General features: G+C 47.3%; 14 protein-coding genes and 1 riboswitch. Of the genes, 3 read left to right on the top strand and 11 right to left on the bottom strand.

Features of this window, described 5'->3' with window-relative positions; translation table 11 throughout:
• Positions 1-3: 3 nt before the first annotated feature.
• From grdC to SRRS_RS21575, 11 genes are all read right to left on the bottom strand, one after another.
• Positions 4-1,530, bottom strand: coding sequence for a glycine/sarcosine/betaine reductase complex component C subunit beta (gene grdC, locus SRRS_RS21625; protein ID WP_371363447.1), 1,527 nt, complete (start codon positions 1,528-1,530; stop codon positions 4-6).
• 184 nt (positions 1,531-1,714) lie between these two features.
• Positions 1,715-3,022 carry a glycine reductase complex selenoprotein B gene (gene grdB / locus SRRS_RS21620; RefSeq protein ID WP_371363446.1) on the bottom strand — a complete coding sequence of 436 codons (1,308 nt, stop codon included), beginning with the start codon at positions 3,020-3,022 and terminating at the stop codon, positions 1,715-1,717.
• A 16-nt stretch (positions 3,023-3,038) separates the two neighbouring features.
• On the bottom strand, positions 3,039-3,509 hold the full coding sequence (grdA, locus tag SRRS_RS21615; protein WP_371363445.1) for a glycine/sarcosine/betaine reductase complex selenoprotein A: 471 nt from the start codon (positions 3,507-3,509) through the stop codon (positions 3,039-3,041).
• A gap of 41 nt (positions 3,510-3,550) precedes the next feature.
• On the bottom strand, positions 3,551-4,837 hold the full coding sequence (locus SRRS_RS21610) for a glycine/sarcosine/betaine reductase component B subunit (protein WP_371363444.1): 1,287 nt from the start codon (positions 4,835-4,837) through the stop codon (positions 3,551-3,553).
• Between the two features lie 18 nt (positions 4,838-4,855).
• The gene (locus tag SRRS_RS21605; RefSeq protein ID WP_371363443.1) at positions 4,856-5,182 is read right to left on the bottom strand and encodes a thioredoxin family protein; all 327 of its coding nucleotides are present in this window, start codon (positions 5,180-5,182) and stop codon (positions 4,856-4,858) included.
• Complete coding sequence (trxB, locus tag SRRS_RS21600) at positions 5,182-6,117, bottom strand: thioredoxin-disulfide reductase (RefSeq protein ID WP_371363442.1); 936 nt, start codon at positions 6,115-6,117, stop codon at positions 5,182-5,184. The genes SRRS_RS21605 and trxB overlap by 1 nt, the downstream gene beginning before the upstream one ends.
• 196 nt (positions 6,118-6,313) lie before the next feature.
• Positions 6,314-6,709: a GrdX family protein gene (locus SRRS_RS21595; protein ID WP_371363441.1), complete on the bottom strand. Its 396-nt coding sequence runs from the start codon at positions 6,707-6,709 to the stop codon at positions 6,314-6,316.
• Between the two features lie 138 nt (positions 6,710-6,847).
• A riboswitch (glycine riboswitch) is annotated at positions 6,848-6,935 on the bottom strand.
• A gap of 1,188 nt (positions 6,936-8,123) precedes the next feature.
• A complete protein-coding gene (gene pcp, locus SRRS_RS21590) occupies positions 8,124-8,768 on the bottom strand; it encodes a pyroglutamyl-peptidase I (protein WP_371363440.1) in 645 nt (214 codons plus the stop codon).
• Between the two features lie 13 nt (positions 8,769-8,781).
• Positions 8,782-9,696, bottom strand: a complete 915-nt coding sequence (locus SRRS_RS21585) for a DUF979 domain-containing protein (RefSeq protein WP_371363438.1) — start codon at positions 9,694-9,696, stop codon at positions 8,782-8,784.
• Positions 9,696-10,391 (bottom strand): DUF969 domain-containing protein, encoded by a 696-nt coding sequence (locus SRRS_RS21580; RefSeq protein WP_371363436.1) that lies wholly within the window; start codon positions 10,389-10,391, stop codon positions 9,696-9,698. The genes SRRS_RS21585 and SRRS_RS21580 overlap by 1 nt, the downstream gene beginning before the upstream one ends.
• 37 nt (positions 10,392-10,428) lie before the next feature.
• A complete protein-coding gene (locus SRRS_RS21575) occupies positions 10,429-11,118 on the bottom strand; it encodes a Crp/Fnr family transcriptional regulator (RefSeq protein ID WP_371363435.1) in 690 nt (229 codons plus the stop codon).
• A 585-nt stretch (positions 11,119-11,703) separates the two neighbouring features.
• Here SRRS_RS21575 and SRRS_RS21570 point away from each other — a divergent pair.
• From SRRS_RS21570 to SRRS_RS21560, 3 genes are all read left to right on the top strand, one after another.
• On the top strand, positions 11,704-12,648 hold the full coding sequence (locus tag SRRS_RS21570; protein WP_371363433.1) for a protein tyrosine phosphatase: 945 nt from the start codon (positions 11,704-11,706) through the stop codon (positions 12,646-12,648).
• A gap of 247 nt (positions 12,649-12,895) precedes the next feature.
• Positions 12,896-14,194 carry an NCS2 family permease gene (locus SRRS_RS21565; RefSeq protein WP_371363432.1) on the top strand — a complete coding sequence of 433 codons (1,299 nt, stop codon included), beginning with the start codon at positions 12,896-12,898 and terminating at the stop codon, positions 14,192-14,194.
• 153 nt (positions 14,195-14,347) lie between these two features.
• Positions 14,348-16,324: a methyl-accepting chemotaxis protein gene (locus SRRS_RS21560; protein WP_371363430.1), complete on the top strand. Its 1,977-nt coding sequence runs from the start codon at positions 14,348-14,350 to the stop codon at positions 16,322-16,324.
• Positions 16,325-16,347 lie beyond the last annotated feature (23 nt).

Here is a 16,347-nt window from a genome sequence, read left to right as displayed (position 1 = left end):
CTCCTAGCCCAGGCTTTTGGCCATATCGCGCAGGGCTTCCGCCACCAGCAAACGGATACTGTCCTTGCTGATCTTCGCTTCTTCCGTCTGCAGGCCGTTATTTTTTTCAATAATAATCGACAGACCATCGAATAAATTGGTCATCCGCCCCAAAAACAAGCTGCCTTTGCCGATCAGCATCGCGGTAGTCATGTTTCCCGCCAGCATTTGATCGCGGATAAAGCCGAGCAAGGGTACGCCGGATGGGATATGTCCCTGGGTGGGCGCAAATCCGGGCAAGCCGTGAGCTTTAACAAAGTCCGGTATGTCGTCTCTGGCAATTTCACCCGCCAGAACAGCAAGTGCCGCAATCATTTTGTAGTTGGCTTCCGGAACATTGCCCGCCCCGGCCGGCTCGGTGATTTCGGGATTTTGCATTTCAACGGAATAATAATCGACATCCGTTATTTTCATGTTCAGTTTACCCAACGGATCAGCGACCAGCGCCTTCATGACTTGCTGAGGCGCAGAACCGGTGCCTACATTGTGTTTGCCGAGAACGTCCAGGCGAATGCGAGGGCTGATGCCGTCATCCTTGGAAATGAGCAGGGCAAAGCTGCCAAGCACATCTTCCAGTGCCGGTATTTCCTTGGCCACATGGTCCCGGCCGTTCATGCCCAGCTTTGCCACACAGCCGCCACCGACAACAACGACGTTGTCGAAGACTCCTGACTGGACCAGCGAGGCGGCTTGGAGAAGGGCGTGGGAGGGACCGGCGCAGAAACCGCGGATATCGCTGCCGGTGGCATTGGTCAGCCCGGCGATTTCCGCTATGGCCTTGGCAAAATTGCCGCCGCCGCGTTGGTTCATGTCGCCGCAAGCCTCTTCCGAGCATTCGATAATATAGCTGATATCGGTTGCAGGTATGCCGCTGTTTTTAAGCAGCTCAAGAACAACTAAAACACTCGAGGCTTTGGTTGCAAGGTTCTCCAGCATTACATGGGCGGAAAGCGAAATATCAACTTCGTGGGCCTGACGGACACAGCCTACCAGACGATCCTCAAGATAGAGGCCCTCTGCGGTATGTTGGTCAACCAATTTGTTTATTTCCGCAATGTCTTTTCCTTCGCCGATCCGGGCAAGATGGGAGTCAGCGAGCAGTGGGTGATGGGCCAGTTTGGCTTTTACTTCTTTGGCAAAGTTTGCTTCCAGGATAACAAGCTCAAAGGAATCGACGATTTTCATCAGGCCGTAAAATTCGTCTTCCGGTAATATTTCGCCGTATTTTCCGGTACGGCAGGCCTGTTCAAGTGGTTCTTTATACCACGGGCGCGGTATATTTCGTAATTCGTCAAGCGCAATGTTGCCGATGTAGGCTTGATTCGGTGCGTACGCCACGGCGGCGTCATAGGGGCGCAACTGCTTTTTTAGCTTAAGCAAATATTCTGAGCCGGGGTTTTTGCGTTTTTCGGTTACCTGAGTGCTACCATTGTGGTACAGAATATTCGGGGTATGGACCAGTGAATAGGCCACTCCTTTGATTACAGGCATAGTAACGAACCTCCGCAATTTAGTGTAAAGGGGAAGGGCGCACGGCACCATTCCCCTTTTGTTATCATCTCGTCGGCAAGTATAAAATTCATTACTTTATCTAAGGAATAAGAAAAATCTTAGAGCTTGTGCCGGCGTTCTAACGAACTTGTCAAAAGCCAAGTTTTTCTAATGCATTCCCCGGCTATTGCTCAAACACGGTTTGCCCGTCAACTTCGGTGGTAAGTGCTTTTAGTGCCCGTTCCACCAGTTCGCGGCGCAACGCTTTTTCTTCCTCACGGGAAACCGCGGGATTGCCCAGCGGATGAGGAATAGCCACAGTCGGTACAATTCGGTTTGCACCTACCGTTTTACTGATAGGCACGATAGTGCACATATGAACCACCGGCAGGCCGGCCCGTTCGATTTCCTTGACCATCGCTGCACCGCAGCGAGTACAAGTCCCTCAGGTCGATGTCAGGATGACGGCCTGAACTCCTGCCTCCTTAAGCTCGCCGGCGATACTCCGGCCATATTGGGCTGCGCTGGCGACCGCGGTACCGTTGCCGACGGTTGAATACCAGTATTCATGCAGCTTGCCGATCTTGTTTTCTGCTGCAAGGTCGCGCAGTACATCCACCGGCAGAACGCGATCAGGATCTTCGTTGGCGGCTACGGGATCATAACCACCGTGAGCGGTGGCGTGCGTTTCGGCAGTCAGGTCGTTGACGCCTGCCAGTGAATATTTACCGTATTTGGATGCGGAGGAGGATTCGATATGGTCCGGATTACCCTTGGGAACAATCCCGCCGGAGGTAACCAGCGCGATGGTTGCTGTGGTAATGTCCTTGACCGCGGGGTTGGGCGGAACACGGTCAAATGTCGGCATTGGCAATTCCGTAGTGAACGGCTGGTTGTGCAGTTTGGCGACCAGCATATCCACAGCCCGCTCCGCTCCGGTTTTTTCGGCGAAGAAGTTGTTACGGGCACCGCGGGGAATATAATGATCCTTATCCGGGCTTACCGGCTGTTTATTAAATAACTTCAGAGCCAGGGCCGCCATCTTGGGAACGGCGTCTCTCATACCGGCTGCCGAATTGGGAGTATTAACAATGTATATCGACTTTTTGTACATATCAACGCCAGGGTTTTCAATGTACATGCCGGTTACTGCCGGGATACCGAGTTGTGCCTGGACGGCTTCGGCGACCGCGCCGCAGGCCGTGCCGTACCGGCCGGCGTTGAAAGCCGGGCCCGCCAGCACCAGGTCGGGTTGATATTCCCTGATATAGTCTATAATCTGGCCTAAAGCGGAATCCATGTTTTCTGCGAAATGACTATCGCCGCAGATAACGGTGCCTACCACTTCGGCGTCGTCCTTCAATGCCACGTTCAGGGCCAGGCCGGGACCGACAGCCCCGTCCTTTTTGAGCGTGGCGGTATTTGCTTTATCTTCGCCGCCAATCTGGCCGAAGAACTGATTCAGATAGTGAACTACCCGCAGTTTGGACACGAAATTACCCCCTTTTTTAGAATTTACTGTTTTCCTTACGCATTTTCGTGACTTCGTCGGTAAGGCGGTCAACATCCAGAACCATTTCCATCATGGCGACTTGCTCTTCGTAAACGTTAGGAAGAATTTCGGCTTTAATTTCCGGTTCGATAATGTGATACACTGAGAGTCCCAACGGGACTCCTGCCAATACACCTGCATAGGTCGGATCGCCCAGAGTGACTGTTTCCGCGGCGATAGAAGCACTGCCGGGTTCAGCGGCCCCGAGCAGTACGACAAGATTGTCGCCGCCTACCTGTTCAGCCAGTTCTTTGATCCGGGCCTGATTCTGCAAGTCCATTGAGCCGGCAGCAGTTCAGACGAAGCATTCGGTAGTGGCAAAAGCCACTTCCGCTTTGGCGCTGAGCGCGCATTCGGCAATCGCCGGACCGGGAACGCCGTCGCGGTCACCGATGATGATAACTTTCTTTCCAGCTAAAATAGCCATACGTTTTCCTCCTTTTATTTGATGGTGAATTGCATTTTTTCTTATAAGCCTAAAGCGCTTAGTTTGCCAAAACCGACTTCGCTGGTGGCGCCGGTAATTGCCTGAATTTCTACTTCTATGCTGCCGTCCTGGCGCAGCGAGCCGTTGAAACCGCCGGCAATCACGTCAACTGCCTCGGCATGGCCGATGAGAGTATCCATTTTAGGCAGGACGATGGTTTGATTGGCATTCCCCGCCGTGACTACTGCCGTGGCTTCGGAGGCAGTGTCCGCCAGAGACTGGGAACTGCCGTCGCGGCCGGCATATTCGTCGGTGACCAAAACGGTCTTGATGCCTTGTTGCTCCAGCTTGCGGCAATTCATTACCAGGTCGGCGTCAGGATTGCCAAAGCCTTCCTCACTTACGATCGCCGCGTCGATACCCAGCATTTCCGCCAGTCTGGCCGTATAGTTGGAAGAACGCTCTTTATCGGCCAGGGTAACATTTTCATTGGTAATGATCACGCCGACAAAATTGTAATCCTTGCCGTGACGTTTGAACAGTTCGGTGATGATCGGCTGATTGAGGTGCACATAGGTAGGGTTCTTATCGCAGGCTGAAACGCAGTTGCCGCTCACAATCGCCCCGTCAAACACCTCTGTCGGAGCAATCAGCGTCGGCAGGATGCGTTTGGCGTCAATGCCGTACACATAGGTGTCATGCAGCAGTCCCTGAGTCTGAAGCATATACACATAGGCCACTTTGGGCAGATTGGGGTAAAGGCTCATAGCTTCCTTAAGACTCGGCCAGTCGAAAATTTCTTCGCTGTCCGGAACGACTGTCCTGCCGGCTTCGCCCAGGTAGGCGGCAGCCTTAAATCCGGCCATCCGGACAACATTCTCGTGTTCGTGCTGATTGAGGCCGGCAACCGGTTCGATTTTGACTACCACGTTAAAGGTCTTGGAAAATGGCGTATATTGCGCACCGGGACCGGTCATGTCGATGATGCCTTCCTGAAAACCGACAATCTTTCCGCAGGTTACCACTGCGGCGCCCTGCAGCACATGGGTGCGGCCCGTACCGACGGTGTCAACCTTGCCCAGAAAGCCGGGAAAAACATTGCCGGGGCCTTCTACCTTTACGCGGGGCTCGATAACGTCTTTGACCGGCACAATCCTTGTATTTTCGCCGGGCTTGGCAAGAAATAGCTCGATGCCGGCGATACGGGCATCTTCACTGAGCAGCCCGGTTAGCTCCTGTTTGTTGACAAACAGCACTCCGTTTTCGATTTTGGTGGTATTGCCAAAATTTACTCCTTTGATATGAATCTTACCAAGAGTAAGGCGCATCCTATTCCCTCCTGTTCGTTAGCCTATCAAAGCATTTAGTTTTTCTTCGATTTCTGTCTGACCAAATTGGCCGTTTAACTCAGCGACCAATTCCCCCTTGTTGTAAAACTGAAAAGTCGGCAAACTCATAACTTTGACCTGTATTGCCAGGCGACGGTTTTCGGTGGTGTTTACTTTGCAGAACTTAACTTTGCCGGCATACTTTGCCGCCAATTCTTCGACCAACGGCATGAGACCCATGCAGGGAACGCACTTTGGTCCCCAAAAATCAACAAGCACCGGCAAATCACTTTGGAACACTTCCTGCTCAAAATTTTCTTTGGTTAGTTCAGTCAAATTGGCCATTATTTTCCCTCCTTGTCAAAATGATTTTCTATATATTTTTCCGCATGGAAAGCGGCGATGGCACCATCAGCCGCCGCGGTAACTACCTGCCGCAGCAGTTTGGTCCTAACATCACCTGCGGCATATATACCCGGAAGGTTAGTACGCATGTTTTCATCTGTCGGAATATAGCCATGTTCATCCAGTTCGATTAGGTTTTCCAGCCAAGCGGTATTCGGTTCCAGGCCAACATAGATGAAGATTCCGTCGACCGTCATTTCGGTTTTTTCATCAGTAACCCGATTGCGCAAAGTTACGGTTTCCACCACACCATCGCCGTCGATCTTCTCGACCACCGAGTTCCAGATGACCTCAAGCTTGGGATTTGCCAAAGCCCGTTCCTGAACAAGCTTGGTTGCCCTTAATGCGTTGCGGCGGTGCACCAGCCACACTTTGTCAGCGAATTTCGTAAGATAGTTAGCTTCTTCAACCGCTGAGTTGCCGCCACCGACTACCATGACGTTAGCCCCCTCATAAAAAGCGGCGTCGCACGTGGCACAATAGGAAACGCCCCGGGCCCGGAATTCGAGTTCGCCAGGGCAACCGAGAAGTTTCGATGTGGCTCCGGTAGCTATGATCACGGCCTTGGCACTGAAATCACCTTTATTGGTCTTAATAATACGGTAGTCTCCGTCACTCTGTATTCCCTGGACCTTAGCCACCAGTCTTTCCGCTCCGAACCGTTTGGCCTGCTCCTCCATTTCGGTGGCGAGTTCGGGGCCGGTAACGCCCTTAGAAAATCCCGGATAGTTCTCAATCTCGTCGGTAGTGGCGGCTTGACCGCCACTGGCTCGCATTTCAATATACATTGTCTTAAGCTTGCTTCTGGCGCTGTAAATGGCCGCCGTCAAGCCGGCCGGACCAGCGCCGATGATCATAATGTCATAATGCTGCATTTTTATCCTCCCTTCATATATTGTGGTTTAGTAGGGGCATCAGGGCTTCCGCCTAGTGGTCTGACTACGTTGAAAGCGTAAAAGAATTCGCGGGAATTTTTTCGCAAGGCGAGGCGGAGGAGGCGCACATATCGGACATATGTAAACCGACGACAACGAAGCATTGCGGAAAAAGGCCCGTGAAGTAATTATGATTTCAGCGTAGACAGACCGCTAGATAGCTCAAGAAGAAATCGAGGTCGATTACCGCGAAGTCGTCAAGATGGCGAAAAGCCGCCTCAGGCCGAGGTCTATCACGAAGCATTGCAACTGTTTTTGCTAATGCGGTTTCAGCAAGCACAACAGAATCCGGTTCGGGAACCTGTGCAGAAGTGTTTTCCATTACCACGGTTTTATAGGGCGTTTGGTTTGGCTTGATGCTGCCTGTCAAGGGGTGGGTAAGCAGACGATGACACTGATGGCTTAGATCCCGGACGGAGTGAAGAACATCTTCGGTATAGCCCTCGACCCAAATGAGTTGGTAGCAGCGCTCCAAATGCCGGGCAGCAAAGCAGTCCCTGACCTTGGGATTATTGGTGACCACAAACCGCATTCATTATCTCTCCTTCTTATGTTGATATATAAAAAGACAGAAGCCATAATTGGCTTCTGTCTTTTAACCTGAGAGATTCGCGACCCATTCCATTCGCATACCCCATCGGTGCCGCATTCAGCGGTCTCTCCAGAGACTCGTCAAGGTACGGTCCTTTTGCCTGAGAGATTCGGTCCACTTGCTCCTTCGGCGTCCACTCAAGGTGGATCTCTCCCGTACCTATCATCCGACAATATTTAACATTTTTTGGCGCAGGTAGATATGCTTTCTCTGCGTTTTTTCGAAAAGAACTTAAATCATGTTCGCGTATGACGAACATAATGACAATATTTACTATTTCTTGATTTCATTCTATAATGGCTTTTGGCATCTGTCAAGCAGGTTTTGATGAAATTTACTCACTGAATAACTTGTTTAAAATATAGATATAGAGCGGATTTTATAGGGGATGAAGATTTTATCTTTAGCTATGAAACCAAAATGGCCAGATAAATTCGACTAAAAAATATCTTTCTGAGGTGGACTTGGTGTTGAGAATTGAGTGATCTTTCAGAAAAATAAGGGAGGCAGCAATCCACATCATTCCGCTGCTTTCATTCACAAAATAACAGGTAAATGTATTTTAAGAATGGACAAAAGGGAGCATGGCTGACATTGCCGGAGTTTTATGCGCCAACCCTGGTTGGAACTTTGTAATGAGTCAGGGGACGGTTCCTTGACTCATCGCCTTTTGGCGTAAAATACAAGAAAAGGGTGGAAAAGATGCTAAGGGAAAGCCGGAAAAGAAGTGAGAGTAAAATATATCATGTAATGGTCAGAGGAAATGAGAGAAAAGAAATCTTCCTTGATGCCGATGATAAAATAAGATTTTGAATTAATATTGAATAAAAAAACAAAGTCAAGTTTATCAGTGTGACAAATAGCAGAAATGCTGGGTAGTGGTAGAAATATACTTCAAAAATTACAATGAGTCAGGGAACCGTCCCCTGACTCATGTAAATAGGAATGGACAATAACTATGTTTTTTATTGATTAATGTACCTCTCATAATCATTAACATATTATATATCAATGATACTGCATCAATTTTATCATGGCTGCCACTACGAGAGATTACTAAAAATATATCACGTAATGGTCAGAGAAGACGAGAGAAAAGAAAGCTTCCTTTGATGACGATGATAAAATAAGATTTTGAATTAATAATTGAAATAAAAGCATAATCAAGTTTATCAGTGCGACAAAATAGCAGAAATGTTTGGTATTGGTAGAAATATAGTTCAAAAATTACAATGAGTCAGAGAACCGTCCCCTTGACTCACACTAAAAAACGAGAACTAGCCTTGCGTAAAATGGCTAGTTCTCGTTTTTTTTATATAAATATCGCTAATGAGTGGATTTTTAACTCATGATATCAACAAATCGTCCCGCCGCTATGCCGTTCATCGGTTTTTGCCATTATTGTCGCCTCGATTGCTTTTTTCAGCCCGCGAACAATTATATCCAACGCCATGCTTGGCTGTCCGGAAAGCTTTGCTGCTTGCTGTGGCAAATAGGGGATGTGAATAAAGCCGCCTCGCCGGATACTGCCTTCTTGTTGTAAATGATGCATCAAGCCATAAAAAATATGATTACAAACAAAAGTGCCTGCAGAGTTAGACACGCTGGCCGGAATTCCCTCTTGCCGCAGTTCGGCTACAATTTTTTTTATCGGCAAAGTAGACCAGTAGGCCGCAGGACTTTCAGGAACGACCGCCTCGTCAATGACCTGATTTCCCTCATTATCGGGAATCCGAAAATCATCGACATTAATAGCAATCCGTTCCGGCGTAATCTCCATCCGCCCGCCGGCCTGGCCAACAGCAATCACAATCTCCGGCTGCACATCTTCTATCGCTTTTTTTAAAGCAGCAATCGATTTACCGCGTACAGTAGGAATCTCCCGTGTCACCACTTTCGCTCCGGCGATTTCGATTCCGTCCAGCTGTTTGACTGCTTCCAGGGCGGGATTTACGGTTTCCCCGCCAAATGGGTCAAAGCCTGTTATCAATACTTTCATTTTATCCTACCTCCTAAAAAGCCAACCAATAAATGAGTACTATTTGAATCAGTAACAGTGGGAGAGCTGTGGCAATTTGCGCTTTGATAACCCCGTTCTTATTCTTCATCTCCAATAAGGCAGCTGGAACTACATTGAAATTAGCGGCCATCGGTGTCATTAAAGTACCGCAATACCCGGAAAGCATCCCCAGTACGCCCATAATGGCCGGGTCGGCTCCGTGAAGCTGAATCACTAAGGGGATGCCGATACCTGTCGTGATAACGGCAAAGGCGGCAAAAGCATTGCCCATAATCATAGTAAATAAGGCCATTCCCACACAGTAAGCCACCACGACCGCTAATAAATTGCCGGTCGGTACGACGGATGCCACCATAGTTGCAACTACTTTGCCAACGCCGGCTTTATCAAACAGAGCGCCTAAAGCTGCTAAGAATTGCGATAAAATAACAGCCCAGCCGATAGCGTCAATGAGACGTCTTCCCTCGTTGCCGGCTACAGATAAGGATTCACGGGTCATAACGAGTGCCGCAGCCAGTCCGCACAAGGAGCCTATCCCCAAACCGACTAAAGCACCCAACTCGGTAAATTTGGCAATTAAGAATGTTACGATTGGCACGATGAGAGTTGGCAAAAACAGACGATTGCCAAAGCGTAAGGCCTCTTGTGTTTTTGTTTCTTTAGAATTTTCACCATAAACACCGGAGGAAAGCCATTTCATACTGGCTATAGCAGCCATCAAAATAACCATCACACCGACCAGCCAGGCGGGAATGCTCTTACCTCCTACAAAGGTTATGCCATACAGCAGCCAAAAAGCGGCAGTTCCCCATTTTGCCTTATGATTTTTATCGAATATTGTATAAGCGCTGAAAATAAACAATATTAGGCCGATCAGATAGTACATATGCTCTAAGGTGATTTTCATTACATAGCACTTCCTTTGCCGTCATCGAAGAATTTTTCTTGCAAAAGACGTTCCATTCTACGATCAAACAGCGAATAGCGAATCCCTGCAATAATTAAAGCGGCTATGCCGGTAGGTAGAGCATACAAGGCCATGGTTATTAAATCCACCTGATAGCCGGCCTGTTCCATAACCCCTTTAATTAACAGTAAACCGCCTGCGGCAATAAAAAGTAATTGACCATAAAAATTGCCATAATTCTCGGATGTAGCTGCCATAGCTCTGATTTCATCCAGTACCTCGGGGGGCAATGTCCGCCCCTTGGCAACGGCTGCTTCCGCCATAGGGGAGACAATCGGGCGAATAAAACTCGGGTGGCCGCCCAATTGCATCCCCAGTGCTCCTGTGACTTGGCGAAAGAGCATATACAGCAGCATTACACGACCCGCAGTAGCTCCTTTTAAGTTTAAAATAAAACGTTCGGCCTGCTCTCGCAGTCCATGGCGTTCTAAAATACCAATGACGGGAAGCAGTAGAATAAGTAAAGACATGTACCGATTTGTGACAAAGGCACTTCCGATTGCATCCAGGATCTCTAATGGTGCCATTCCGGATACCAGGCCGGTAACAAATCCGGCGGCAATAATTACAAGTAAAGGGTTAAACCGAAAAGCCAGTCCTAACACAACAATCACAATACCGACTAGTTTGATCATACACTCACTCCCTTCTTTTTTTGCTGCCATCTTGCTGTTACTGAATACGATCAGTGTAGCTTGCCAGGGTTTCCATATCCAAAATCACAATTTTTTTGTTCTGGATGCGAATTAACCCTTCGTTCATAAATTCTTTCAATTGCCGTGTTACGGTAATACGTGAACAGCCTACATTTTGAGCCAGCTCACTTTGCGTAAAGGAAGAGGAAATCATCGGCATATCGGTAGCATCCTGAACAGGTTCATTTGAGCATGCGGTCAGACGAAGAAGCGCTTCTGCCACGCGTCCTCGCGCGTCATTGAATAAGTGATTTGTTGACTGAAGCAGCACAATCCGAAATTTTCTTGTCATGCTATGCATAAGATACTCATACGTTTTCGGATTTTGTTCCACGGCTTGTGTCAACATTTCTTTACTGACAAAAGAGACCTGCGCTGGTTCTTTCACTTTTACCACATAATTCAGAGCTCCGCCGCCCAGCAAATTCATTTCGCCAAAAATCTCACCGGAGCGAAGCAAATAAAGTAGCTTTTCTTTGCCATGCGTACTAATAATGGTTTTTGCCACTATGCCTTTGGTTACAATACCGAAAGCATTCTCACAACAAAGAGGATCAATCAAATGGCCTTTAGGATAACTCTTACAGTAACCCCATTTTGCCAACTCCCCGCGAAAAAAAGCCCGCATCTCTGTTTGCCGTTTGTCATCAAATACTTCTTTGTACATTCACAACACACCTTATTTCAGTCTATAAGTAAGATATATTGTACAGAATTCCCCATGTTACGCTATTACACAACACTGCTGCAATCTGGTCTTATTATAACTAAAAAGCTTCTTGAAAAATGTATCATGGGCTACATTTTCAGACAAATTAGTTTATTTTTATTGAAAAAAGTGAGATAGATACAAAAAGTGTATCTGGAGAAAAGACAAGTGGATTAACTATGCGGGCTGTTAAGACTACGTAAGCAAAAGTGTAAATTAGCGGAGCGCAAATGGGAAAGATGCACAGGCAACCTTGCCCCCTTGACACGGCGGGGGAGAGTTATATTTATTTTTACACAGAAAAAATGAGAATGTTGATCCAAAACATAACAAACATATATTAAATATGCAACTAAAATAACCAAAATAAATCCTAAAATATATTGCAAATACTCAGAAAATAGATTATAATATTATCAATATGTAACTAAAACAATTCAAACAACCGAAAAGTAACCAAGATATAACCAAACGGTAGTAGCGTTATTTTTCTAAGTTGGCTAAAGATGTTTCGATTAATATAATCTGGGGAGGAGAACTTTTATGGAAAATATTAAAAATAAGCGAACCATACTTTATGCAATCGCATTGACGGTAATTTTTTTTAGTCAGTTAATATTGCCTGTGTCGGCCACAGAGCCGGAGCCGGGTGTGCTGATTTTGAAAGTTGACCGGAATGATGCGATACAGATGCCTAAGGATTTCAGGAAAGCAAGCGACTCCTTTAAAAGATCTGTCAGGGATGGCAAATTACCTTCGAGAACAGGTATGGATAAATTGCAATTGTCTGGCAGTAGTTATTTTTCTCAGTTGGAATTTGCCAAAATGGTTACGAAGCTGCCTGTTGACCGCTTAGTTATCTTGGATTTGCGCGGTGAATCCCACGGCTATTTGGATGGCATGGGGGTTAGTTGGTATAGTGCTTATAAAAGGGCGAACTTTGGTAAAAATGCCGCAGAAGTCGAAGCAATTGAACGGGACTTGCTAAAAAGTACACTAAACGCTCCGGTTAACGTTGCCAGACAAGCTGCGGATAAGTCTGTTATTTCGACGACGGAAAGAAAAGTAACTAACGCAATTACAGAAGGTGACCTTGCGGCAGCATTTGACGTGAAATACTACCGTATCCCGGTAGCTGATTATACCCCTCCGAGCAATGAAAATGTTGAGCAGTTCCTCCAGTTTTATAAAGCTCTCCCCAAAGATGCGTGGTTGCATTTACACTGTGAAGCCGGTGAAGGACGGACCACTACGTTTATGGCAATGGTTGACATGCTACATAATGCGAAAAAAGTCAGCTATGACGATATTATGACCCGTCAGTGGCTGCTTGGTGGTCAGGATATTCGTACAGCTACTTCCAAGGATCCGTGGAAAGCTAAGGCCTATGTGGAACGGGCGAAATTTACCAGGGACTTTTATGATTATGTTGTACAGAACCCCGGACTAGAGGTATCTTGGACCCAATGGATAAGGCAACATCGGTAGCTAATTAACGGAGTTAATAATACCCCTTCTTTTGAAATATAGAAATAGCCGCAGGCCCTAGGTAGACTACGAAACGTTAATTCTTAGTTTACCAGGGCCTGCGGCTTTCTATTTTACCATTTATAGCAGGGCGGAGTATATAGTAAAAAAACAGTATAATACATGCAAGGATATTGTGTATGCGATACATAGCTGTTATAATAACGTCTATATCTTTTAATAAGACGCAGTAATTGAGGTGCAATTTATGGAAAAATGGTTTGGGCTACAGGAACGCGGCACAACAGTTGGGACAGAAGTGCTTGCCGGATTTACTACATTCTTGACTATGGCGTATGCCATGATTGTTATTCCGGCAGTATTAAGCACAACGGGTATGGATTTTAACGGAGTGTTTTTGGCAACCGGGCTGACCAGTATTATCGCTACTCTCATCATGGGTTCTTTTGCTAATTATCCTATCGTTATTGGCCCGGGGCTAGGACTTAATGCATACTTAGCTTACAGTGTGGTGGCAGGTTCAGACTATTCATGGCAAATGGCGTTGGGCGCAGTTTTTGTATCCGGGGTCTTATTTTTTATTATATCGTTAACTTCACTGCGTTCCATTCTGCTGGAAGCTATTCCGACCAGCCTGAAACACGCCATAACGGCCGGCATTGGGTTATTTGTTTGTTTTATCGGCCTGCAAAGTGCTAAAATTGTTGTGGACTCGCCGGCAACTTTGGTTACTTTGGGCAATCTGACGGAGACAACGGCAATGTTATCGGTTGTCGGGCTGATTACTTCGCTTGTCTTAATGGTATACCGGGTGCGGGCCGCTTTTATTGTAGGCATGCTGCTTACGTCGCTATTGGCGTATGCAAAAGGGGTACTGGTATTGCCGGAACAATGGCTGGTCATCCCCGGAGGTTTGGAAAAAACGTTGTTCCAGTTAGATATCGCGGCTATTTGGCAACAGGGATTATATTCGGTAGTGTTTACCTTTTTACTTATTACCTTATTTGATACAACCGGTACTTTGCTGGGGATTGCCGAGCAGGCTAACATTCTGGAAAACGGCAAACTGCCGCGGGCCCGCAGTGCCTTTTTAGCCGACGCTACGGGTACGGTTATCGGTTCGCTGCTGGGGACCAGCCCGACAGCTACCTATATTGAATCAGGTTCGGGCGTAGCTGCCGGCGGACGTACCGGTCTTGCTGCAATTACCGTAGCGGTGCTTATCGGCATTATGCTGTTTTTTTCGCCTGTAGCCAAAATGTTGTCGGTTATTCCGGCTGTAACAGCACCGGCACTAATTATTGTTGGTTTTTTTATGATGAATGGGCTTAGATATATTGATTGGCAAGATATGGAGGAGGCGTTTCCGGCCTTCTTGATTGTCACGACGATGCCGTTGACCTATAGTATTGCTACCGGTATTGGCATAGGATTTATTGTTTACCCGGTGTTAAAGCTGCTGCGCGGCAAAGGAAGAGAAGTTCATCCGATTCTGTACTTGTTTATGGTTCTGTTTTTTATTCAGATCGCGTTGCTCGGACATTAAGTAACGCATAGTTTTTGGAGACTTGTCAAGCTTGGGCCTGGCAGGTCTTCTTTTTTTATTTGTAGTCCTGCTAACCCGAGAATAAGGAAAATAAAGGGATTATGTGAAGCTATGTTGAAATGTGTAATAAAAAACTAGTAGGAGGGGTTGACCGTGAACAAGCTGTACTTATCTATGGGATTGAAGAGCAAGTTGCTTCTCTTTTTTTCATTGGTTAGTTTGGTGCCTTTGATAATTCTTAGTGCTATTAACGGCTATCAATCCTATCAGGACGATGTTAGTAATGCCTACAAAGAGAATCAGCAGCTGTCGTTGAATTTGGCTAATGATGTCGACAATATGATTGAGTCCAGGATTGCTATGCTAAGGACAATAAGTCAACTGCCGCAGATTCAAAGCATGGACCCTGCACAGCAAACCTCAATTTTGCAAGTAGTAAAGCAACAAAATTCTGATTTTTCGGCCGTAGTTACCGTCGCACCATCAGGACAGCAAATCGCGCGGGATTCGGGTAAGTTGATCAGTATAGCTGACAGGGATTACTTCCAGACTGTTATGAAGGGGAAAGATATAGCTGTCAGTGAAGTGCTGATTTCAAAGGCCACCGGCAAACCGGGTATTTTTATTTGTCTGCCAATTAAAAATGCGCAAGGCGGTTTAGTTGGTGCTATTTTTGCAAATCTTGACTTAGTCGATTTGGGAACGAAGGCCGCCACTGTAAAAACAGGTAATACCGGCTATGCATATATCACCGACTATACGGGCAAAGCTATCGCTCATCCACTTAAAGAATATGTTGATAACCAGACCGATCTGAAACAGGTACTGCCTGTACAGAAGGCCATTGCCAAGGAAACGGGGACTGTGGCGTATAACTTTGAGGGTCAGCAGAAACTGGCCGGGTATGCGTTTGTGCCGACAACAGGCTGGGGCGTTGTCATGCAGGTAGCCGAGACAGAAGCGCTGGCCAATGCCCGGGCCAATTTGATGGTATCTGGTGGATTAGTAGCCGCAGCCGTCATACTGGTCATTGTTGCTGCCATTTTTATTGCCCGTTCTATTACCAGACCGATTGCCCGCCTTGTAGGCAGTACGCAGGCAGTAGCTGCGGGCGACCTGTCGCAGAGCTTGCCGGTAGAAAGCAAGGATGAAGTAGGGCAATTATCGGAAGCGTTTAACGCGATGACCGGCCAGCTAAAAAGTTTGATTAAACAAATAACCGTTAACGCTGAACTCTTGGCGGCCTCTAGCGAAGAACTTACCGCCAGTGCGGCGCAATCAACACAAACCGCTAATCAGGTTGCGGTTGCCATTGCCGATGTGGCTCAAGGTGCTGAGGAGCAAATGACAACGATACTTACTACTTCGGCGGCGGTAGAGCAGATATCGGCAAGTACCCAGCAGGTAGCCGCCAATGCCAATGAAGTGGCGGCGCAGTCTGTGGAGGCTGCCCATAAGGCCAAACAGGGCGATGAAGCGGCGGTTAAAGCGATTGAGCAAATGAACTTTATCGAAAAGACGGTTAACACTTCTGCACAAGTTGTGGCAAAATTAGGAGAACGTTCCAAGGAAATCGGTCAGATTGTCGATACGATTTCTGGTATTGCCGGACAGACCAACCTTCTGGCTCTTAACGCGGCTATTGAGGCTGCCCGGGCGGGTGAACAAGGGCGCGGGTTTGCCGTCGTAGCCGAAGAGGTGCGGAAACTGGCTGAACAGTCGCAGGAAGCCTCTAAGCAAATTGCATTGTTAATCGGTGAAATTCAGGGAGAGACGGATAAAGCTGTTGACGCGATGAATAATGGAACCCGTGAAGTTAAGCTGGGAGCCGAGGTTGTTACTTCTGCCAGTCAAGCCTTTAAGGAAATTGTCGGTTTAGTAACTGCGGTATCTGAGCGAATTAAGGAGATATCAAGCGCTATCCAGCAAATGGCCGGCGGCAGTCAGCAAGCGGTAGGGTCGGTCAAGAAGATTGAGTCGATTAGCCGGCAGGCGGCCGGGGAAGCCCAGACCGTTTCCGCGGCTATGCAAGAGCAGACCTCAACAATGAATGGCATCGCTTCAGCCAGTGAGAACTTAGCGATGCTGGCTCAGGAACTGCAATCTGCGATTAGTAAGTTCCGCGTGTAAGAAAGAGCATAGTGAAGCCTCCT

Source organism: Sporomusa rhizae (genome assembly GCF_041428845.1).
GTDB classification, from domain to species: domain Bacteria; phylum Bacillota; class Negativicutes; order Sporomusales; family Sporomusaceae; genus Sporomusa; species Sporomusa rhizae.
Note: the sequence above shows the minus strand (reverse complement) of the source record. Positions and strands in the feature narration are given on the sequence as shown.

Excerpts from the sequence above, each read along its gene's own strand:
- SRRS_RS21575 (WP_371363435.1), bottom strand. The coding sequence starts at position 11,118 with ATGTACAAAGAAGTATTTGATGACAAACGGCAAACAGAGATGCGGGCT.
- SRRS_RS21565 (WP_371363432.1), top strand. The coding sequence starts at position 12,896 with ATGGAAAAATGGTTTGGGCTACAGGAACGCGGCACAACAGTTGGGACA.
- SRRS_RS21570 (WP_371363433.1), top strand. The coding sequence starts at position 11,704 with ATGGAAAATATTAAAAATAAGCGAACCATACTTTATGCAATCGCATTG.
- trxB (WP_371363442.1), bottom strand. The coding sequence starts at position 6,117 with ATGCAGCATTATGACATTATGATCATCGGCGCTGGTCCGGCCGGCTTG.
- SRRS_RS21605 (WP_371363443.1), bottom strand. The coding sequence starts at position 5,182 with ATGGCCAATTTGACTGAACTAACCAAAGAAAATTTTGAGCAGGAAGTG.
- grdC (WP_371363447.1), bottom strand. The coding sequence starts at position 1,530 with ATGCCTGTAATCAAAGGAGTGGCCTATTCACTGGTCCATACCCCGAAT.
- SRRS_RS21595 (WP_371363441.1), bottom strand. The coding sequence starts at position 6,709 with ATGCGGTTTGTGGTCACCAATAATCCCAAGGTCAGGGACTGCTTTGCT.
- pcp (WP_371363440.1), bottom strand. The coding sequence starts at position 8,768 with ATGAAAGTATTGATAACAGGCTTTGACCCATTTGGCGGGGAAACCGTA.
- SRRS_RS21585 (WP_371363438.1), bottom strand. The coding sequence starts at position 9,696 with ATGAAAATCACCTTAGAGCATATGTACTATCTGATCGGCCTAATATTG.
- SRRS_RS21610 (WP_371363444.1), bottom strand. The coding sequence starts at position 4,837 with ATGCGCCTTACTCTTGGTAAGATTCATATCAAAGGAGTAAATTTTGGC.
- SRRS_RS21580 (WP_371363436.1), bottom strand. The coding sequence starts at position 10,391 with ATGATCAAACTAGTCGGTATTGTGATTGTTGTGTTAGGACTGGCTTTT.